Below are 21,639 nucleotides of genomic sequence, written 5' to 3'. Positions count from 1 at the left end.
AATCCAGGTAATGAAATGGAGATGTTTATTAATGAAGAAGTTATCGGGGAAAAAGTGGCTAGTCGCAAGGATGCTCAGCAAAAATTTTAAAACGAAGCTAATGGTCGCCTTTATTGCATTTCTGATTTTACCGTCCATGATCGTGGGGGCTTTGTCGTTTGTGAGCGCTAGTCAGCAGATTCGAAACCAGATTGAAGAAAGTGCCGAGCAGGCTATCATCCGCACTAATTTTATTATTGATAGTACTATTGAACCCAAGGTACATGATGCAGAATATTTTGCAGAAAGACTAAAAGGCAATCGGGTAGAGACGGAGGAACAAGCGGCCAAACTGGAAGAGTTTTTTAAGCAATATGCTGCACTTCATCCTGAAGCAGAATCCATTTCTTATGGTACGAAGGACGGTAAATTTACAACCTATCCACAGAAGCAATTACCGGATAATTATGATCCACGAGTCAGACCTTGGTACGATAAAGCGATAAAGGAGCAAGCAAAGACAGCGATTAGTTCTCCCTATCTTTCGGCAAGCTCGAAGCAAATGACGGTTACGGTGTCCAAGGCAACGTCAGATGGATCGGGTGTTATTGGCATTGACCTGAAAATAAGTGGTATTAAAGAGACGTTGAACAATATTAAAGTAGGTCATGAGGGTTATGCTATATTGCTGGACAGCAACCATACTTACATTGTACATCCGACGAAGGAAGCGGGCACCAAAATTACAGATATTGAATCACGCATGTTTCAGAGCGATGCTGGTGAATACGAGTATGAGTATGAAGGACAGCCCAAATATATGAACTATGCGACTAACAAGCTAACTGGCTGGAAGATAGGCGGAACGCTATATTTGTCTGAAGTCGATGAGGCAGCAGGACCGATTTTGATCAGCACTTTACTAACCATCATCGGTTGTCTTGTGATTGGTATTATCATCGTTTATTTCCTGATCCGTTCCATCATCAAACCGATTTTAAAGTTAAAAGAACAAGCGGTAAATGTGAGCGCCGGAGATCTGACACAGGACATTCAAGTAAAGAGCGAGGACGAGATCGGAGAATTAGGAGTGGCTTTTCAAAATATGCAGAATAACTTGCGATCTGTCATTCAGAACGTAGGGAACAGTGCAGATCATGTCGCAATTTCTTCGAATGAACTGACAATAAGCGCGGAACAAACCAGTGCTGCAAGTGAGCAGGTGTCCCAGGCTGTGCAAGAAATAGCCAGTGGTGCAGAGAAGCAGACTACAGGGCTGGAAAATAATTCGGTGGCCCTCGATGAAATTGCACAAGGAATCACCCAAATCGCTGAACGCTCGATTTCGGTAGCCGATTTGGCCAAACGATCTGCCTTGCAAGCCGAGGAAGGACGAAAGTCTGTTGAGCAGACAGGTGAGCAAATGAATTCCATTCATCAATCAGTAGAGCGTTCCAACCAGATGATTCAAACCTTGCAAGCCCGCTCTCATGAAATCGGTGAAATTACGAAGGTTATCGGCGATATCTCCAATCAGACAAACCTGCTGGCATTGAATGCAGCTATTGAGGCAGCCAGAGCGGGTGATCATGGAAAAGGCTTTGCCGTCGTTGCTGATGAGGTGCGCAAGCTGGCAGAGCAGTCTCAGACATCCGCCACACAGATTGCCACCTTGATTGCCGAAATTCAGCATGAAACCGAAACAACAGTGAAGACGATGGACAGGGTTACGACTGAGGTGCAGGATGGACTGCAGATTTCCAAAGCAACCATTGTCAAGTTGGGTCATGCGATGGAAGGCATTCGAGAGACAACACCTCAGGTAGAGGAGGTCGCTGCGATTGCACAGCAAATATCAGCCAGTGTACAAGAGATTGCAGCGACAGCCAACGAACTGGCGACGATTGCAACCGGTAATGCCGCCACATCTGAGGAAGTTGCCGCCTCCTCACAAGAGCAGCTGGCTTCCATGGAGGAAATATCAGCTTCTGCACAGTTGCTTTCAACCATGGCTACTGATTTGAAGGTGATGATCAGTCGTTTCAAATATTAAAACGAGCTTGAACCCTATGGAATCTATAGTACAATGAATGCTCGGGACAGTTCTTTAAGCCTTATGGCATAAGGAATCTGTCCTGAGTTTTTTTATATTTTCGATTTATTGTACAAAACATGGAAGATTATAAGGGGGGCGAACACTTGGTTCGAGATTTAATGCTATGTGCTATCGTGATATTATTGTTAGTTTTAATTTTTCAGCGTCAGCTTGTTCGTCAGGCGATTACAGGTGTTTTTTATGGAGTGGCAGGAATTCTGTTCTTATATTTTGGCATAAGTGATAAAACACTGCTGACCTGCTTGCTGGAGCTAGGGATTGGTCTAATGTTCATGATTCTGTTTGTGCACACTTTAATGACCGCTAAGTATACATATGGACAACGTTTGTTAAACAAAGACCGTGATCTGCTGAATTTACTTCGGGTCCAACCGGGTTTTACCTTCAGGCTGGAGAAAAGTGGTGATGAATTTTATTATAGGCTGCTTGAAGGGGAATTGCTGGAGCGCGTAGGTCTGAATCTGCAAGTCAACTACAACAAAAGGGAGCATGTGAAGCGTCTCGGGGACATATTGGAGCTTTCCTCTGAAACGATGGAGCAGCTTAGTCAATACTACAAGCAAGCTTGGTTTGGTGATCGAACCGTATTTGAATTGGAGTTTTGGGAATATTCGGCTCTCATTACCTTACATCCGGTTATGGAGGACGGGATTACTGGGTATGTTATCGGTCACGTGTTGGATATTACAGAGTATAAAGCCTCCGAGCAGAAGAGAATGGAGATGGACGAGGCTAACCATGCGAAAAGCATTTTTTTGGCTCATATGAGTCACGAAATCCGCACCCCGCTGAATGGAATCATCGGTCTGTCAAAGCTATTGAATAAGACTGAACTGACTGCCGTTCAAAGAGATTACCTCGACAAGCTTCTTGCCTCCTCGCGTACCCTTTCATCCATGCTCAGTAACGTATTGGATTTTTCCAAAATGGAAGCCGGCAGTCTGGAACTGGAAAAGGTAGAATTTGAGCCGGAAAAAATGCTTCGGCATCTCGCAGATACCGTTGGAACTTTGCTGGAAGATAAGGAAATAGAGATCGTATTTATAACGGACCTGGCGTTACCGAAAAGGTTTAAGGGTGATCCGCTTCGAATGGAGCAGGTGCTTTCAAATCTTCTGACCAACGCCATCAAGTTTACGGATCAGGGACATGTATTGTTACAGGTGAAAATGCTCAGTCAGCAGGGCGGACGAGTAGGCGTTTCTTTTATGGTAGAAGATACGGGAATAGGAATTTCTGAGACGTGTATGGACAAGCTATTCGTCCCTTTTATCCAGGCGAGTACCTCAACCAGCCGCAGATATGGGGGCTCTGGGCTGGGTTTGGCCATTAGCAAGCATTTGGCTGAAGCTATGGGGGGGAAAGTAGAGGTGAAAAGCCAATTAGGAGAGTACAGTCAATTTTACTTTAATGTCGAGTTGGATACCGGGGAATTGAATGCGGGAAGCACACGAATAGAAAAACAAATCAAAGGCAAAGCCTTAATTGTTGCACAACATGAACTGGTGAAATACAGCTTGAACGAACTACTGCAAGATTTGGGATTAAAACCATTCACTATTTCATCCTTCCAAGAAAGTATGGACGCTTTTCAAAAGGGTGAGCATTTTGATTTTGTTATCATTGATATGGGGATGGAAGGTTTTAGAGAACTGGACTCCCGGAGGCAATGGCTTCAAATGCTGGATAGGCAGATAACTCAGATCATTGGACTTACAACCGTGTTTCAGATGGAAACCATAGCTGATGGGGACATGGATCATAGGATCGATGCCTTTTTGTCCAAGCCCGTTACCCGGAACGCTCTGCTGGAGGTTCTCTGCTGGAAGAAGGAACAGTCAGTGCCTGCAGATGGTAATACTCTGGAGACTCATGTGACCATGAGTTCCCGCAATGAGGTGGGGGATACAACACAGAAGTATCAAATTCTCATAGCAGAGGATAACGAAATTAACCAGGTGGTAATTACCGAGTTTTTAGCAGAGCGTAACTTTGAGGTAACGATGGTCACGAACGGAAGAGAACTAATAGCGTTACTGGAACTGCGTTACTGGGATATGGTGTTGCTTGATCTGCATATGCCAGAGATGGATGGTTTTGAGACGGCGAGACATATTCGGAGAAACAAAGCTTTTAACAGACTTCCCATTATCGCTTTTACCGCTGATGCTGTGCAGCATGAACAGGAAGTTTGTCTTCGTGCCGGTATTAATGCCGTGCTTCTCAAGCCTATCCATGAGCTGAACGCTGCTAGAGTGTTAACTAGCTGGATTAACTTAGCGTGGCTGCAAGATTTACATGGTATTCACGCAGAGCAGGCGATAACCGCTATGGATGGCAAGGTGTATATTTTTCAATTTGCCCTTTATAAATGGATTCAAGAATACCAGCATCTTGATAAGAGAGTAGTGAAAAAAATGGGCAATGGGCAGTTATCTTCTGCTCTTCGATTAATCCACTCGCTTAAGGGAGGAACGGGGAATCTATGCGCGCCAGAGCTGCTGGCAAAGGTGATAGAGCTGGAAAAGGCATTGAAGCGCAGCAATGAAACCTCAACAGGTGAACTGTATCCGGACTGGAAAGAGCAACTCAGTATGGTTCAGAAGGAGATTAATCAGATCAAGTCATCACTTCCCTGGAGCTGACCGTATTATTGCATAAATTTGTAGCCGATTCCCCAGATGGTCTTGATCAATTGCGGTTTCTTAGGGTCTTTTTCAATTTTTCTGCGTAAATGGTTAATATGTACGTCCACAGCCCTCTCATTAATAAAGGAGTCTGTGCCACGGAGAGCTTGAATCAAAGCATACCTGCTGAATACAATTCCCCGGTTCAAATAAAAAAGCTTCATGAGCTCAAATTCTGAATATGTTGTCTCCACATTCTGTCCGTTAACGGTAATCATTCTTTTCGCTAGATCCAAAGTAATGCCCGTTTCAGGTTCAGGTGCTCTGCCTCTTCCTTGCAAGCGTGTGATTTCAATACGACGGAAAAGAGCCTCTATCCGTGCTTTTAGCTCTTGCATACTAAAAGGCTTGCAAATATAATCATCTGCTCCCAACGTAAGTGTACGAATGCGCTCTGATATGTTGTTTTCTGTAGAAATCACGATGATGGGCACGTCCGTATGCTTGCGTATCAGTGGGCAGGGATTCATTCCATCCAAATCTGGAAGCAACAGATCCAGCAAAATAATATCGGGCTGTACGATCTCAAGCCTAGCAATACCCTCAGACGCTTGTTCCACTCGAGTAACGTTGTAGTCTTCTCCTGTTAAATACAAGGAAAGGGTATCTCCCAGCATATTGTCATCTTCAATAATTAAAACATTAGACATGATCATATTTCCTTATCTTTCTATCAAATTCGAGCCAAATAGTTAGGATAGCTGCAATAGTTTACAACAAGTTTTTGGCAGGTCCTGTTGATAGAGTAAACTCCTTTGGACAGTCTGTCAAAAGATCAGGTTTGTTGTGGCAATCCTGTGGACAAATAGTCCAGATGTATATCTATTTGATATGGAAATGTACTATTTTTGAGATTTATTTCTATAATACGACAATTTTCGTTTTCTTATAACAATATACTACAAGCCGTTGATAATAAATTACAAAAATTTAACAAAACACCTCAGAAACATGCATTGACTTAAATGAAAATTATGGTATTTTATTACATAGGAGTTGACATCCTCTGATAGGCCTCTTAGAAAAACCCACTATTTAATCTTCTACTAACTTACTCTCAATGTGCTATCTCTGTATTTAATTTTCGTACTTTAATTGTTCTTGCGATCATACTTATGATTCTTTGGTGTGGATATCCCATTGTGAATTCAGACTGTCTACTCTTTTAGATTACATATTTACATTTTTTTGCTTTCCATGCTTGTATTTTTTAAAATCAGGTCAGCGGGAGGACGAGAGATCATGAACACATTCGAAGTGCTGGAGTCCAATGTAAGATCCTATTGCAGAAGTTTTCCAGTTGTTTTCAACAAAGCTAAAAACGATGTACTGTACACGGAGGCAGGCAAGGGCTACATTGACTTTTTTGCCGGTGCAGGGGCTTTGAACTATGGGCACAATAATGATTTTATGAAAAATCGGATATTGGATTATTTAACTTCCGACCGGATTATGCATGGTCTGGATATGTACACGACGGCCAAGCAAGAGTTTATGGAGTCTTTTTCAGAGCGTATTCTCCAGCCCAAGGGCTTGAATTATAAGCTGCAATTTTGCGGACCGACCGGAACTAATGCAGTGGAAGCAGCACTGAAACTTGCACGCAAGGTGAAAAACAGAAATGGTATTTTTGCTTTTATGGGCGCGTTCCACGGGATGTCGCTGGGTAGTTTATCTATTACCAGCAACAACTCCATGAGAGAGAGCGCAGGGGTTCCCCTGAACAATGTTACCTTCATACCTTATAACAGCACATTTAACGGAATGGATACCATTTTGTATATGGAGCAGCTTTTAACAGACACCCATTCGGGTGTGGAAAAGCCTGCCGCGATCATTTTGGAAACGGTACAGGCTGAAGGCGGTATTCATATTGCAGAGACCGAATGGCTGCGTGATTTGCGACAGCTGTGCGATGATCATGATATTTTGCTCATTGTTGACGATATTCAAGTCGGTTGCGGCCGGGTTGGATCGTTCTTCTCATTCGAGCGGGCGGGAATTGTTCCTGATATGGTTGTTTTGTCCAAATCGATCAGTGGATACGGATTGCCAATGTCTCTGTTGCTACTGAAGCCAGAATTGGATATATGGAGTCCGGGTGAGCATAACGGCACCTTCCGTGGAAATCAGCTTGCTTTCGTCGGGGCAAAGGCTGCGCTGGAGTTCAGAGATACGGTAGAGCTGGAAGCACAAGTGAAGGAAAAAGAGGCTTTTGTTCAGCAGTTCTTACGTGAACATATCCAATCGATAGATCCTCTTATTGAAATTCGTGGCATGGGATTGATCTGGGGAATTGATGTGTCTCATCTGGGAGAAGCGTTCGCCAAAGAGGTAGCGTCTCTCTGCTTTAGTAGGGGGCTCATTATTGAACGTGCTGGGCGTAACGATACGGTAATTAAAATTATGCCAGCGTTAACGATAAGCTTGGAAAACTTGCGTAAGGGCTGCGAAATTATTAAAGAAAGTATGGCACAAGTAACCAGTACCTTGGTTACGATGTAAATCGATCAGTAAAGCCCCTTGGCTGGAGCTGCCGTCTGCTGTAAAGCAGGTTTGGCGGGCACCGTCCAAGGGGCTTTCTAGTAAAAAATTAAGAAATAACCGTTTGCGCGTATTTTTGTGCGGATTGCTCTAGTTGCTCATCAGTCAATACTGCAGCACCATATTGTACGAAATAAGGGAGCAATTTGACACCAATCATATGGCCTGTAGCTTCCAGAGGTCTCAACAGCTCTTCGATCGTATACCTGTTCCGTCCGTCACGTTGATAATTTTCCTCAACGCTGGCAGCAGACAAGGCGATCAACAACTCTTTGCCCTGTAGCTTGCCACCTTCGCTTCCATACGCCCAGCCGTAGGTTAGAACCTTATCCAGCCATTTTTTCAGCAGGGAAGGAGTGCTGTACCAGTAAAAAGGGAATTGCAGAACGATACGGTCATGCTGCTCTAGCAATTCCTGCTCCTGGGCGACATTGATTTGCTCATCAGGATATACTTCATACAGGTTGTGAACGGTCACGCCGGATTGTTTCTTGAGTTCTTGCACCCATCTTTTGTTAATGCGAGATTCCACAAGATCAGGGTGAACGACAATAACGAGGGTTGACATTTAAAAAACCAGCTCCTTCGAACTTATTTATTGTAAGTAAATAACCAATACATATGTAACTATTTTAGTTTCAACTTATGGAATTGTCAACTCTATTACATTTTAAGTTCTATATTCAAAAGACTCCGGCAAGCTCATGCCGGAGTCTCATCAAATGAAGTGTTTTTACATTAAGCGATATGATTAAGAGCAACAATTTTGTTTTTCCCGGAGCGCTTAGCTTGATACAGATAGTCATCTGCTTGCTGAAAAAATACATCTTTATCTTTGTTCATTTCCTCTGTATAGCTTTTCAGTCCAATGCTTACGGTTACAGAAACGATTTGCAATTTCTCCTGAAAGGTCATTTTCTCCACTTCACGCCGGATGTTTTCGACGATCTGATAAGCTTCTTCGAAAGTATGCTCAAACATCAAAATAGCAAATTCCTCACCGCCATAGCGAGCCGCAATGTCATTTGCGGTAATCTGCTCTGTAATGATTTGCGAGATGCCTTCCAAAATTTTATCTCCGAACTGGTGTCCGTAAGTATCATTGATCTTCTTGAAATTATCAATATCCACTAACGCCAGATGGATGATCGCGCCTTGTTCAGCATATTCGAGTGCTTTTTCATAAAAGTTTTGAAAGGACAAATGATTGTAGAGCTTTGTCAAACCATCAGTCATTGACATTTTGCTGATAATCGCGTTACTGATCATTAATTCCTGTTGGGCACGCTTTGTTTTATACAAATCCACTAACAAATCGCGGCCGCTGGCCTGAATAATGAGAGCAATAAAGGTGGATATAATTAAAAAGGTTGGAATCGCCACGATATCAAAGTCTGACAAATAGCTGCGGAATGATCCATCTGCTGCCAGCAACAGAAAAAAGACGACCACTTGCAATACAAAGGAAAGCCATATTAAGCGACGATTGAAGAACAGAATAGAAGAGAAAATAGGCAACAAACATAGCGCAGGAATAATCCGGATATCATAATTTAGGCGAATAATCATCCAGCAAATGACGGAGCTTGCCATAAACAGGATCGCAAAAGAATACCTGTTAAATTTAAAATGAGCCAACTCTGCCAGTAAGTTGGAACCACTCATGATTAGCGTGGGAACAATGAGGGTTCCGACGTAAAATTCATAAGGCGAAGCGTGGTAATCAAGAAATAAGTAGCTGCCCAGCTGGACGATAAAATGTACAGCTATAATCATCCAATACAGTAATAACATTTTGCGTACCCAGCGGGCTTGCTTTGTTTTGTAATCCATGGTTTGAGTAAGCCGTTTTGTCTTGTTCATGATGTCACCACACTTAATGTATCTTTAGCCATTCTCGTATTATAAGATACTATGTGATGAAGTTGAAGCTAATTTTTTTGAAGGCCATGAACTTGCTAGCCTAGCAACACTTTTACTTGGTGGATAGCCCCGTCCCCTGCAACCGGCAGAATATTATCGTAAGGACGGTGCCATCTAAGGTAACTGTAACTACACCCTTGGAGACATGCTGTGGATTCGTGATATGAATCACGTAGGTATCACCGCGGAAGACACGGGTGACTGTGAATTCGTCCCAGGCTGTAGGAATGCACGGATCAATACGCAGACCATCCCATTCAGGCTGAATACCGAGAATGAATTGAGTAATAGCTATAAAGTTCCATGCCGCTGTACCCGTCAGCCAGGAATTTTTGGCTTCGCCTTCACGAACAGCATCCTTGCCCGCAATCATTTGAGCGTACACATACGGCTCGGTGCGGTGAATGTCGCTGATGTCCTCCAGATAGGCGGGTGCAATTTTGCTATACAGCTCGAAAGCACGGTCCCCACGTCCTATTACGGCTTCCGCCATCATAATCCACGGGTTATTGTGACAGAAAATACCGGCATTTTCCTTATAACCGGGAGGATAAGATGAGATTTCGCCCAGGTTGATGTAATAGCGAGAATACGGTGGATTTTGCAACATGATGCCGTAGGGAGTTTCTAACCGATTACGTGTAGAATCGAGAGCTTTTTGAGCTAGACCTTCTTCAACACCAATTCCTGCCATGACACAGAAACCTTGAGGTTCAATGAAATTTGACCTTCTTCACAATCCTTGCTCCCTATTTTGTCTCCATAATGGTCATAAGCACGTAAGAACCATTCCCCGTCAAAACCATGCTCCAATGTGGCTGTTTGCATACGATCCACATATGCTTGAGCGGTTGCCGCTTCCTCATCCAATCCTCTGCGCTTGCAAAGCTCAATAAAATCCGGTCCCGTATATACAAATAATCCGGCGATGAACACGGATTCGGCTATTCGACCCTCCAGATTCTGAGTTGTCTGATAGGACTCATCTGGTGTAGCAGAAAAACAGTTGAGATTCAGACAGTCGTTCCAGTCAGCCCGGCCAATGAGTGGAAGACCATGCGGGCCTAGATTATCCACAACGTGGTAAAAAGAACGCTTCAAATGTTCAAACAGCGTAGCCGTACGCTCTACATTACCGTCAAAGGGCACTTGTTCGTCCAGTATGGCAAAGTCTCCCGTTTCTTTGATATACGCTGCGGTACCGACAATAAGCCACAACGGATCGTCGTTAAAGCCACCGCCAACCTCGTGATTTCCTTTTTTGGTTAACGGTTGGTACTGATGATAAGCTCCCCCGTTTTCAAATTGAGTAGAGGCAATGTCGATAATCCGTTCCCGTGCCCGCTCCGGTATTTGGTGGACAAAGCCGAGCAAGTCCTGATTCGAATCCCGGAAGCCCATTCCACATCCGATACCAGATTCAAAATACGAAGCGGAACGCGACATATTGAACGTAACCATACACTGATAAGGGTTCCATATGTTTACCATTCGGTTCAGCTTGTCGTCGTGGCTTTGAAGGATATACTTGGACAGCAGATTATTCCAATAAGTTCGCAGCTCACTCAACGCTCGTTCTACATCAGATTCATCCGCAAACTGCGCAATGAAGCTTAACCTGATGGACCTCGCCGTCAAAGGATAAGGGCACAAAAGCTAGTTGCGTGACCCGAATACCGCTGCGTTCCCCCATAATTGAGGTATAGCCAAGTCCATGGCGGCATTCATACTGCTCCAGCTCCCGTTTGACCGGCATCCAGCCTGGAGTCCAATAATCCCCGTTATCATAAATATAAAAATAGCGACCGCCATTGTCGACTGGAATATTGTTGTACCGGTAACGTGTTAAGCGACGTAAGCGAGCCATCCCGGTAAAATGCATAGCCGCCACCTGTATTAGAGATTAGTCCAAAAAATCGTTCATTACCTAAGGCCCAACACATGATTATATTCAAACATAAAGCCGTTCTTTCTTTAGAAAAACATTTCCTGCCTTATACAAAATGTGCTTGATTTTCTCAAGCATTCTTCTGGAATTTGCAAAATATTTGAAATGGGTAAATATACCTTTTTATGCTAAAATGAAAAAGTTAGAACTTAGCAAGGCAGGAGGTTGCAAGAATGGCACCTATCACATTATTTTTTATCCCGTATGCAGGCGGATCGGCGTCGGTCAGCTTCAAATGGAAAAAGTTGCTGCTTCCGCAGATTAAGCTTGTTCCACTGGAATTAGCTGGAAGAGGTATTCGTTCTGGGGAACCGCTAAAGGAAAGCATTGAGGAGATGAGCGAGGATCTGTTGCACAAGATCAGCGAAGAGATAGCCCCCGGCGATCCTTATGCCATATACGGTCACAGTATGGGGACGATGATCTCATTCGAGCTGTACTACAAGCTGGTGGCCGGTGGATATGGCAAGCCTGCTCATCTGTTCGTTTCAGGTGGACGGGCACCGCATGTCCCAAGAAATTCCCCGTGGTTACACGATCTGCCCGCAGATCAGTTCAGGACGCATTTGCAGCGGTACGGTCAGCTTTCGGAAGCGATTTTTGACAATCGGGAATTATACGAATATTTTATGCCAGTGCTAAGAGCGGATTTCAAAGCTGTCGAGTTGTACAAGTACATGGCTAAAGCCGTACCTTTACATTGTCCTATCACCGCTTTGACGGGAATGACCGATAACACGGTGACCTTACAAGATGCGGAGGCATGGGCACACCATACGGATCAGCAATTTCGTATGTTTACCTTTGAGGGAGGACACTTTTTTATTCTTGATGAAGTGGAACGGATTACGCACATCATCAATGAGACCTTGGAGCAGAGTTCGGTGACAAGTAGCATACAACAATAAAAACAAGAGGTGATTTTTAGTGACAGTAGGTGTATTGGCACATTTGTTTGGCAAGTTGCCTTATCGTGATTTGGCTGCAAAGGTAGGCGCAGCGGGCTTTACTCATGTTCAGCTGGCTCCGTGGAGAGCGATCAGTGATGTAGATTTTAATAAACCGGGTAAGTTCAATCCGGGATTGGCACTGTCTATCGCAGAAGAATTTCGTAAGCATGGTGTATCCATATCGGTGCTCGGGTGCTATTTACATTTTTTTATACAGGATGAGGAATTGCTGCGTGAAAATGTAGAGCGCTTCAAAGAGCTGATCCGATATGCGGGTCTGTTAGGAGCACCAATGGTTGCAGCTGAAGTCGGACGTAATGAGGACGGTACTGCCTATACGGAACGTGACTGGAGAGTTGTAAGGGAAGTAGTGCGTGAATTAGCAGATGAAGCGGAGAAGTGGGGCGTATTCGTAGGATTGGAAGCTGCAAACGATCACTTGGTCGGAACCGCCGTAGAGTTGGCTACCTTTCTGGAGGAAGTACCTTCTTCACACATCGGTGTTGTGATTGATCCGGGTAATCTGCTGAAAACGGAAAATCTGGCGCAACAGGATGAGATCATCCGCGAAGCTTTCCAACTGCTAGGCCCCCGGATTATCGCAGCGCATGCCAAAGACCGGCGGTTGTCATCGTCAGGTGAAATTGAGACGGTGCCGCCGGGTTTTGGAGACATGAACTATGGCCTCTACATGGAACTACTGGAGCAGTACAAGCCGGGGGTTCATATTATTATGGAAGCTGCTCAGGAGCATGAGATGGCTGAATCCAGACGTTATATCGAAGGTCATCGGATAGCCGCTCAGAAAGCGCAACAAGTGCAACAAGTGCAGACGAGATAGTGCATTCTTTCATATAATCAGGAATGCTGCGTTAATAATTGAGAGACTTGGAAGCGCCTCCTTTTCCAAGTCTCCGTTCCTTTATCCTTCTTTAACCTTGCACAACCGCCACGATTACAATGACCCAGCTTGCCAAAAAAGCCAACCCGCCAAGGGGAGTGATTGCCCCAAGCTTTCTCACACCGGATATACTAAGGGCATACAGACTGCCGGAAAACAGGAGAATACCCACTAGCATAACCCAACCTGCGGTTACGATGAGAGAAGAATGGACAAGGCTGTCAGCAAGAACTCCAAGCAGTAGCAAACCCAGTCCATGAGCGATTTGATATTGAATTCCTGTCTGGAATATGCTGAGCATGTCTGCGGAAAGTCTTTTTTTCAATGCATGCGCGCCGAACGCTCCCAGAGCTACGGCTAAAAACATCACGATACAACCAAGCAATAGCAAAATTTTCATGTTTTAACGCCTCCCTGTGAAATAGTACCGATTCCAATCGATTTCGTCAATTTTCCTTGTGAATCTCTAAACTTATAGAATTTTTCGACTCTCATTTGGCGCCTAGTGTGGTATATTTTTTCCAGGGCCAATGCGAAGCATTTGGAGCAATAGACAGCGTGTCCTCCACCTTTTTTAGGGGAAAGTGAGGTGATGATGCTGTCTTTTTGTGCTGTCGTTTTTCGGAATAAAATCTTGTGTAAAGCCAAAATTGATAATGGAGAGGATGAATGCAAAAGTGATCAGCAGAAAATCAGTGTTCAGGAAATCTGTCTCTATGGTCATGTCAGCCATTTTGGTACTTCCATTAACCTTGGGCTTATTTCAGGCAGGACCCGACCGTGCATCAGCCGCAACACCGGAATCGACACGCTTTCTACAATTGTATAAACAGCTGAAGGATCCGGCTAGCGGATACTTTTCAAAAGAAGGCATCCCTTATCATTCCGTTGAAACGCTCATGAGCGAGGCTCCGGATTACGGACACTTAACGACTTCGGAAGCGTACAGCTACTGGATGTGGCTGGAAGTGCTGTATGGTCATTATACCGGGGATTGGGGGCATTTGGAATCCGCATGGGACAACATGGAGAAATATATCATTCCTGTTAATGAAGGGGACGGTAAGGAAGAGCAACCGACAATGAGTAACTATAATCCGAACAGCCCCGCCACTTATGCCGCAGAATATTCGCAGCCGGATCAGTACCCAAGCCGTTTGAGTGGTCAGTATGGTGCTGGCAAGGATCCACTGGATTCTGAGCTGAAGGCAACCTATGGCAACAACCAGACTTATCTGATGCACTGGTTGTTGGATGTGGATAATTGGTACGGCTTTGGCAATCTGCTGAATCCGTCGCATACAGCTGCCTATGTAAACACCTTCCAGCGTGGGGAACAGGAATCAGTCTGGGAGGCTGTACCGCATCCATCACAAGATAATCATAAGTTTGGCAAGCCTAATGAAGGCTTTATGAGCCTGTTCACTAAGGAAAATAATGCCCCGGCACAGCAATGGCGCTACACGAATGCCACCGATGCGGATGCACGGGCAGTTCAAGCGATGTACTGGGCTAAGGAATTGGGATATGACAACTCCGTATATTTGGATAAAGCCAAAAAGATGGGAGACTTTTTGCGGTACGGCATGTACGATAAATACTTCCAGAAAATCGGAAGCGCTTCCAATGGAAGTCCTATTGCTGGTACGGGGAAGGATGCCAGTCTTTATCTGATGGCATGGTATACGGCTTGGGGCGGCGGACTTGGCCAAAGCGGCAACTGGGCTTGGCGAATTGGTGCCAGCCATGCGCATCAGGGCTACCAAAATGTCGTCGCAGCGTATGCGTTGTCCGATCAAGATGGTGGATTAATACCGAATTCACCAACGGCGGGACAGGACTGGGCGACCTCGCTGAAGCGCCAACTCGAGTTTTATACTTGGCTGCAATCCGATGAGGGGGCCATTGCAGGCGGAGCGACGAATAGCTGGGATGGTGCCTACAAGGCTTATCCATCTGGCACAAGTACCTTTTATGGCATGGCTTATACAGGGGCTCCTGTATATAACGATCCACCGTCGAACAACTGGTTCGGGATGCAGGCTTGGCCTGTCGAGCGAGTTGCCGAGCTGTACTACATTTTAGCCAAGAAAGGGGATACTTCATCCGAGCAGTTTAAAATGGCTAAACAAGTGACGGAAAACTGGATAGCGTGGTCCAAGAGCTATGTATTTGCCAACGAACGGCCTGTGACTGATGCACAGGGATACTATTTGGACGCTCAAGGTAAGCGTATTCTGGGTGGCAAGAATCCGAAAGTGGCTACTACAGCAGCTAAAGGGGAATTCTGGCTGCCGAGCAATCTGGAATGGAGCGGAAAGCCTGAAACCTGGAGCGGATTTGCCAATCATAAAGGGAATACCAATCTCCATGTGGTAACAAAGAATCCAGGGCAGGATGCCGGAGTGCTGGGCAGCTATGTTAAAGCACTTACTTTTTTTGCTGCTGGAACGAAAGCTGAAAAAGGAGACTATTCCGAGTTAGGCAAGGAAGCTAAGGATCTGTCTAAAGCTTTGCTTGATGCTGCATGGGGTTATAATGATGGTATAGGCATTACAACGAAGGAAGCGCGCGAGGATTATTATCGCTATTTCACTAAAGAAGTGTATATTCCGAGCGGCTGGAGCGGTAAGACTGGACAAGGCAACACAATCCCTGGCACAGGTGCTACACCGTCTGATCCGTCCAAAGGCGGTAATGGTACGTATTCCAGCTATAGTGACATCCGGCCTAATATCACTAAAGATCCGCAATGGTCTTATCTCAAAGATAAATACATGACTTCTTGGAACAATCAGACCAAAAAATGGGATAAAGGCGCTCCAGAATTTACGTATCATCGTTTCTGGTCCCAAGTGGATATGGCAACGGCTTATGCCGAGTATGACCGTCTCATTAACGGTGGTGGACCAACCGAGCCGACAGCTCCCAAAGCTCCGGCAAATGTGAAGGCAAATGCTGGGGATGCTCAGGTTACACTGACCTGGAGCAAAGCGACGGGTGCCGATAGCTATACGGTCAAGCGCTCGACAACCAGTGGTGGCCCTTATACCACAGTAGCAACGGTAACAGACAGCACTTACAAGGATACAGGAGTGGTGAATGAAACCACTTATTATTATGTGGCAAATGCAACAAATTCTTTAGGAACCGGCCCGGATTCTGCCGAGGTCAGTGCCAAGCCTACGGCAGCACCCATTCCAGTAACGGGAGATGTGATTGCACAATATCGCGTGGGTGACACCAACCCGGGAGATAACCAGATTCGGCCACTGTTCCGTGTAGTAAACAAGGGCAAAGAGGCAGTTGATCTGAAAAATGTCAAGCTGCGATACTACTACACTGTAGATGGCGACAAGCCACAGGAATTCCATTGTGACTATGCACAGTTGGGCAGTAGTAACGTTCAGGGACGTTTTGTGAAACTGGATAAGGCCGTTACAGGCGCAGATTATTATCTGGAAATCTCCTTTGGAGCTGGTGCGGGAAGTCTGACAGCAGGGGAAAACACAGGGGATATTCAGATTCGCATGAACAAGGCGGATTGGAGCAACTATAACGAAAGTGATGATTTTTCCTATGATCCAACCAAGACATCTTATACGGATTGGGACAAAGCACCTTTGTATATAAACGACAAACGTGTCTGGGGGCTGGAGCCTTGATTGTGAACTGATTGTGGAAATTGCGGACGGAACGTGAGAGCACTGAATTCACTTCCGTCCATTTTTTTGTGATCGGATTCGTGGTACACTATGATCGTTACATCACTACATACATGACCGAGGTGACCTGAGACATGAATGACAATTTGGCACAGGCTCTGAATGAGCAAATGAACTTTGAATTTTACTCCGCTCACGTATATCTGGCGATGGCTGCTTATTGCTCCAGTGAAAGTCTGGATGGGTTTGCAAACTTCTTCCTGGTACAAGCTGAGGAGGAACGGTTTCATGCCATGAAACTGTATAAATACATTAATGACCGTAGAGGACGCGCCACATTGGCTGCATTGCCGGAGCCGAAAAATAGCTACGATTCCATGCTGGATGTATTTGAGCATGGCTACAAGCATGAGCAGCAAAACACGCAAAAATTTTATCATCTGGCTGACTTGGCCCTCGATGGACGCGAGCATGCAACGATCCATTTCCTGAAATGGTTTATTGATGAGCAAGTCGAAGAGGAAGCTCTGTTCGACAGTGTTATCCAGAAGCTTAAACGCATTGAAAGAGACAGCAATGCCTTTTATATGCTGGACAGCGAGTTTGCCAAACGCAGCTTTACTGCCCCTGCGGAGTAATACAGCTTACATGGTGTGTTTTGAATGCCGGAGATATGGCCAGTATTTTATTCGTCTAGAAAGTAGAGGAGCCCGATTTTCGGGCTTTTTTGCGTTGACTTTAATTAATGAATTCTCATCTTTCGAGGGGCTATTGTTATTTTAAATGGAGTTATAGAAAAAATTAATTTGTCGCTGAATGGTGAGCATGCTACAGTTATGTTAACTTTTATATCTTATTAAATAGATGGGAATAGTTATATAGTGGTTCACTCGTTTTATAAAAACATTATAAGGAGGCGGGTTAGTATGAGTGAAATCTATCGTCTGGCACTCCAGGAGGACGCAGAAAGATTGCAGTATGTGACGTATGAGGCGTATGAAACAATTCGGCAGTTGGAGCTTCGATGGCCTGCCGCTCAGGCAGACGTTGCTCTCATTCAAGAAAACATTAAAAATAATGATTGCTATGTGCTGGAAGTAGACGGTGTTATTCAGGCTACCGTTAGCCATCTCAAAAATAGAGCCCTTAATTTTATAACCGATCTACCGTTTGTGATGTGGTTTGCTGTAGACCCGGCTGCCCAGGGCAAAGGATATGGGAAAAAACTGCTGAATTGGGTAGAGCAAACGGTTATTCGTGACAAGGTCGGTGCTCCTGCTGTGACGCTGGCGACTGCGGAAAAGCATCCCTATTTGCTATCCATGTACGAGCGTTGGGGATATGAACGTATCCATGCTTTTGACCATGGAACAGGGGACGGGACGATGCACTTACTGCGCAAAGTGGTGAATCCTGAATTATTCTCCACCTACATTCGTGAAAAAAATGAAGCCGAGACAGCTAACCGAAATTAGACGCGATCATAGGGAACGGACGAAGCCGATTCGTTCGCAGAAGGGGGCACGTGCGAATGAAGTTTGTATTGTTCAGCCTAATGGCTAATCTGCCTAATGCGATAACCGGAGAAGCATGGAGTCCGCAACAAAAATTCCAAAATGTAATTAAGCAGGCTCTGCTCGCAGAGGAGCTTGGTTTTGATGCGTATGGTGTGGGGGAGCGGCATGGTGCGCCTTTTTTGTCGTCTTCACCTCCACTCGTTCTGACCGCTATAGCAGCGAGAACTGAACGGATTCGTCTGCTGACGATGGTAACGGTGTTTAGTATACTCGACCCGGTACGCGTAGCCGAGGACTATGCGACACTGGATCATTTATCGGGCGGAAGATTAGAACTGATTATCGGAAAAGGCAATGATCCACGCCATTATCCGTTGTTTGGAATTACGGAGGAAGAGCAGTGGGAGTCGCTAGCAGAACGCTATCGTCTGCTCAAACGGCTATGGAGCGAGGAAGAGGTTACGTGGAAGGGCAACTATCGGCCCCCGCTGTATCAGGTCACGACACAGCCACGCCCGTATCAACAGCAAATTCCGATATGGCATGGAAGTGCCTCCAGTACATTATCGACGGAGCTGGCTGCACAATATGGAGAGCCGTTATTTTCCTCTAATTCTTTGCGTGGATGGGCTGGGAGAGCAGGAGCAACTTGAACAGTTGCATCGGTTTGCCGAGGATATCATCCCTGTGCTGCGGCGAGAGATTCCCAGCACTATTTGGCAGCAGGTGCCGAACCTACACAAAGAAAATGGATCACTGGCTGCTATTCCTAAAGGTGCTCCCTCCATTTCTCCTATTTTTCAGTTGTGATTGATGAATAACGTTACCCTCTCTCATGAAAGCAACCGAAGTAGCGGTGTTTTCGGGTCGATAGCGACTGAGAGAGGGGCTTTTTAGTTTTAGACAAATTGACAGAGATACATAAAAAGAGTAACGTAATTGTATATTTATTTAAATCTCATAAAATTAATCGGATTAATTAAAATTTAAAGATGTGGAATCTAATGATATAAAGGAGGAATTTTTTTGAGCGACCCACAATCTAGTACGACCAAGCGCTGTATAACAGCCGAGGATTTATATCGACTTCACTGGGTTAGCGATCCAGCTATTCATCCTCTCAGCAGTGAAATCGCTTACGTAGAGCAGCATATTAATAAAGAGCGGACAGATTATAACTCAGGAATTTGGCTATTATCGCCTGAAGGCGCTAACGCAGTACCCTTTACATATGGACCCAAAGATGAAACGCCTGTCTGGTCACCAGATGGAACACAACTAGCTTTTCTTCGTACAACAGACGGCAAGCGCCAGGTATGGATTATTCCGAAACGCGGGGGGGAGGCACGACAGCTTACACACGTAGAGAACAACGTTCGTTCATTAGCCTGGTCTCCTGATGGGACCTGCATATCGTTTGTAGCCAAAACGGCCGAGAACCCGTCAAGCCCTCCATCCGATGGAGGAACTCAGGAGGCACAACTTAAGGGACGAGTCGTTAATCGAACGAAAGCTAAATCGGACGGCTATGGACTGTGGGATGATACTCGTGATCACTTGTATGTAACTGATGTGACTTCGGGGCACACGGTTCAGCTGACGTCCGGCGCCTATGATGTGGCAGAGCCTGTGTGGTCACCGGATGGTCGTCGTATTTTATTCGTCGCCAGGATCGCAGAGCATTCGAAAGAGGATACGGATTTACGTGAGAAAAATGACTTGTTTACGATATCTCCAGCGACCTCAAGTAGTGATGCAGTAGCACCGCTTAAGCTGACCCATTCCGAACTGCACATTGAGAGTGCTGCTTATTCTCCCGACGGTTCAACGATTGCCTTTTACGGTCATGATCGACATGCCAAAGGCGCTACTCAGACTCGACTGTATACGGTTCCCTCCAGTGGCGGGACGGTAGTATGTGTTAGTGAGACACTGGACGCTCACATCGGTAATGCAGGTATGAGCGACATGCGTTCACATCTTCATATAGGACCACCACGCTTCAGTGCGGATGGTCAATCCCTGTATACGCTAGTAACTCTTGAAGGGAATGTACACGTATATCAGTTTGCGCTTGATGGAACTTTTAAAATTTTAACGCAAGGAGATCGGGAAATTTATCAATTTGAGCTTACTTCAGATGAGCAGCATATCATTGCTGCTTCCACTGATGTGGCTTTACCAGGCGATTTGTTCCGAATTGCGATCCATTCAGGAATTGAGGAACGGCTGACCAGAGTGAATGACCCTCTGCTTGATGAGATTGAGATCAGTGTGCCTGAGAGCTTCTGGACTGAGGTTGAGGATGGACGACGGGTGCAGGGATGGGTGATGAAACCTGTTGGATTTAAGGAGGGCGTATCTTATCCTGCCATATTGGAAATTCACGGTGGTCCTCATGCCATGTATTCCAATTCTTTTTTTCATGAATTTCAGTTGCTGGCCGCTCAGGGATATACAGTCATCTACACGAATCCGGGAGGAAGCCGAGGGTACGGACAGTCTTTTACCAATGTCGTCCTTGGAGATTATGGCGGGCGCGATTACACCGATCTGCTGAGCGCAGTGGACGAGGCTATACGTCAATTTCCATTCATTCATCCAGAAAGGCTGGGCGTAACAGGGGGCAGCTATGGTGGTTTTATGACAAACTGGATTGTCGGCCATACCGATCGTTTCCGCGCAGCTGTAACCCAGCGTTCCATATCCAACTGGCTATCGATGTATGGGGTGAGTGACATAGGGTACTCGTTTACAGAAGACGAAGTTGGCGGGAATCCGTGGAAAGATTTCGAACTCCTGTGGAGACAATCTCCGCTGGCTTATGTGCAGCAAATCAATACACCGCTGCTCATATTGCACGGGGAGCAGGATCTGCGTTGCCCAATTGAGCAGGGAGAGCAGCTGTTTACAGCATTACGTCGCTTGGGGAAACCTACGCAATTTGTCCGTTTTCCAGCTTCAAGTCACGAGCTTTCACGAAAAGGGCACCCGCAGCTTCGCGTGGAACGACTGCAACGTATTACTAATTGGTTTGTCAAGCACCAGATATAACACATTATGCGTTTCTTGCACTTACGACACAGAAATTTTTACAAAAATCATTAAAAATTTACAAACAATGCCTGATTTTTAAACAAAAAAGGGTATTGTTTGTGTGTATAATATTTTTATACATTATAACGTCATACTTTAATTTTTTGTGTTTATAATAACATAAAAAATGACATATACATTTTTTTCTTATTAAAGGAATTTAAAAATATTGACATTTTTATAGTCCATATTTATTATGTAAATAAAATATTTCACATTTAATAATTACTTATGGAAAAACATCCTGTATGACCTCAGCAATTTCTCACCACATTCATCTTTGATGCTGAATTTTAGGTTCCAAGCCTGAAAT

14 protein-coding genes and 2 pseudogenes are annotated in these 21,639 nt (G+C 45.1%); 11 read left to right on the top strand and 5 right to left on the bottom strand.

Going from position 1 to position 21,639, the window contains the following annotated elements; all coding sequences use genetic code 11:
* Positions 1–31: 31 nt before the first annotated feature.
* Positions 32–2,032 carry a methyl-accepting chemotaxis protein gene (locus tag MHB46_RS02180; protein ID WP_341161445.1) on the top strand — a complete coding sequence of 667 codons (2,001 nt, stop codon included), beginning with the start codon at positions 32–34 and terminating at the stop codon, positions 2,030–2,032.
* A gap of 146 nt (positions 2,033–2,178) precedes the next feature.
* On the top strand, positions 2,179–4,740 hold the full coding sequence (locus MHB46_RS02175; RefSeq protein WP_341161444.1) for a response regulator: 2,562 nt from the start codon (positions 2,179–2,181) through the stop codon (positions 4,738–4,740).
* 5 nt (positions 4,741–4,745) lie between these two features.
* Here MHB46_RS02175 and MHB46_RS02170 read toward each other — a convergent pair whose 3' ends face one another.
* Entirely contained in the window at positions 4,746–5,432 is a 687-nt protein-coding gene (locus MHB46_RS02170; protein ID WP_165179665.1) for a response regulator transcription factor, read from the bottom strand.
* A gap of 592 nt (positions 5,433–6,024) precedes the next feature.
* Here MHB46_RS02170 and ectB point away from each other — a divergent pair.
* Positions 6,025–7,287 (top strand): diaminobutyrate--2-oxoglutarate transaminase, encoded by a 1,263-nt coding sequence (gene ectB, locus MHB46_RS02165; RefSeq protein WP_061831657.1) that lies wholly within the window; start codon positions 6,025–6,027, stop codon positions 7,285–7,287.
* Positions 7,288–7,375: 88 nt separating this feature from the next.
* On the opposite strand, the gene MHB46_RS02160 is transcribed toward ectB, so the two are convergent.
* The 3 genes and pseudogenes from MHB46_RS02160 to MHB46_RS02150 form a co-directional block, all read right to left on the bottom strand.
* Complete coding sequence (locus MHB46_RS02160) at positions 7,376–7,894, bottom strand: NAD(P)H-dependent oxidoreductase (protein WP_341161443.1); 519 nt, start codon at positions 7,892–7,894, stop codon at positions 7,376–7,378.
* A 170-nt stretch (positions 7,895–8,064) separates the two neighbouring features.
* Complete coding sequence (locus MHB46_RS02155; RefSeq protein ID WP_341161442.1) at positions 8,065–9,189, bottom strand: GGDEF domain-containing protein; 1,125 nt, start codon at positions 9,187–9,189, stop codon at positions 8,065–8,067.
* Between the two features lie 95 nt (positions 9,190–9,284).
* Positions 9,285–11,180 (bottom strand): annotated as a pseudogene (locus MHB46_RS02150) (GH36-type glycosyl hydrolase domain-containing protein); the annotation flags it as partial.
* Positions 11,181–11,370: 190 nt separating this feature from the next.
* On the opposite strand from MHB46_RS02150, the gene MHB46_RS02145 reads away from it, so the two are divergent.
* Both MHB46_RS02145 and MHB46_RS02140 read left to right on the top strand, forming a co-directional pair.
* The gene (locus MHB46_RS02145; RefSeq protein WP_341161441.1) at positions 11,371–12,105 is read left to right on the top strand and encodes a thioesterase II family protein; all 735 of its coding nucleotides are present in this window, start codon (positions 11,371–11,373) and stop codon (positions 12,103–12,105) included.
* Positions 12,106–12,124: 19 nt separating this feature from the next.
* Positions 12,125–12,988, top strand: a complete 864-nt coding sequence (locus MHB46_RS02140; protein WP_341161440.1) for a sugar phosphate isomerase/epimerase family protein — start codon at positions 12,125–12,127, stop codon at positions 12,986–12,988.
* 91 nt (positions 12,989–13,079) lie between these two features.
* On the opposite strand, the gene MHB46_RS02135 is transcribed toward MHB46_RS02140, so the two are convergent.
* On the bottom strand, positions 13,080–13,448 hold the full coding sequence (locus MHB46_RS02135) for a DUF423 domain-containing protein (protein ID WP_061831662.1): 369 nt from the start codon (positions 13,446–13,448) through the stop codon (positions 13,080–13,082).
* Positions 13,449–13,764: 316 nt separating this feature from the next.
* Between MHB46_RS02135 and MHB46_RS02130 the strand changes: the two genes are divergently transcribed.
* From MHB46_RS02130 to MHB46_RS02110, 6 genes and pseudogenes are all read left to right on the top strand, one after another.
* Positions 13,765–16,713, top strand: a complete 2,949-nt coding sequence (locus tag MHB46_RS02130; RefSeq protein ID WP_341163677.1) for a glycoside hydrolase family 48 protein — start codon at positions 13,765–13,767, stop codon at positions 16,711–16,713.
* 134 nt (positions 16,714–16,847) lie between these two features.
* Complete coding sequence (locus MHB46_RS02125; RefSeq protein ID WP_013310291.1) at positions 16,848–17,351, top strand: ferritin; 504 nt, start codon at positions 16,848–16,850, stop codon at positions 17,349–17,351.
* Positions 17,352–17,639: 288 nt separating this feature from the next.
* Positions 17,640–18,188, top strand: coding sequence for a GNAT family N-acetyltransferase (locus MHB46_RS02120; protein WP_103047573.1), 549 nt, complete (start codon positions 17,640–17,642; stop codon positions 18,186–18,188).
* A 56-nt stretch (positions 18,189–18,244) separates the two neighbouring features.
* Positions 18,245–18,847: pseudogene (locus MHB46_RS02115) on the top strand (LLM class flavin-dependent oxidoreductase); the annotation flags it as partial.
* A 40-nt stretch (positions 18,848–18,887) separates the two neighbouring features.
* Entirely contained in the window at positions 18,888–19,040 is a 153-nt protein-coding gene (locus MHB46_RS26185; protein WP_445667581.1) for a hypothetical protein, read from the top strand.
* 216 nt (positions 19,041–19,256) lie between these two features.
* Positions 19,257–21,284, top strand: coding sequence for a S9 family peptidase (locus tag MHB46_RS02110; RefSeq protein WP_341161439.1), 2,028 nt, complete (start codon positions 19,257–19,259; stop codon positions 21,282–21,284).
* Positions 21,285–21,639: the final 355 nt, after the last annotated feature.

The sequence above is a fragment of the Paenibacillus sp. FSL H7-0703 genome, from assembly GCF_038003485.1.
Taxonomy (GTDB): domain Bacteria; phylum Bacillota; class Bacilli; order Paenibacillales; family Paenibacillaceae; genus Paenibacillus; species Paenibacillus polymyxa_B.
This window is presented reverse-complemented; position numbering and strand designations above follow the sequence as displayed.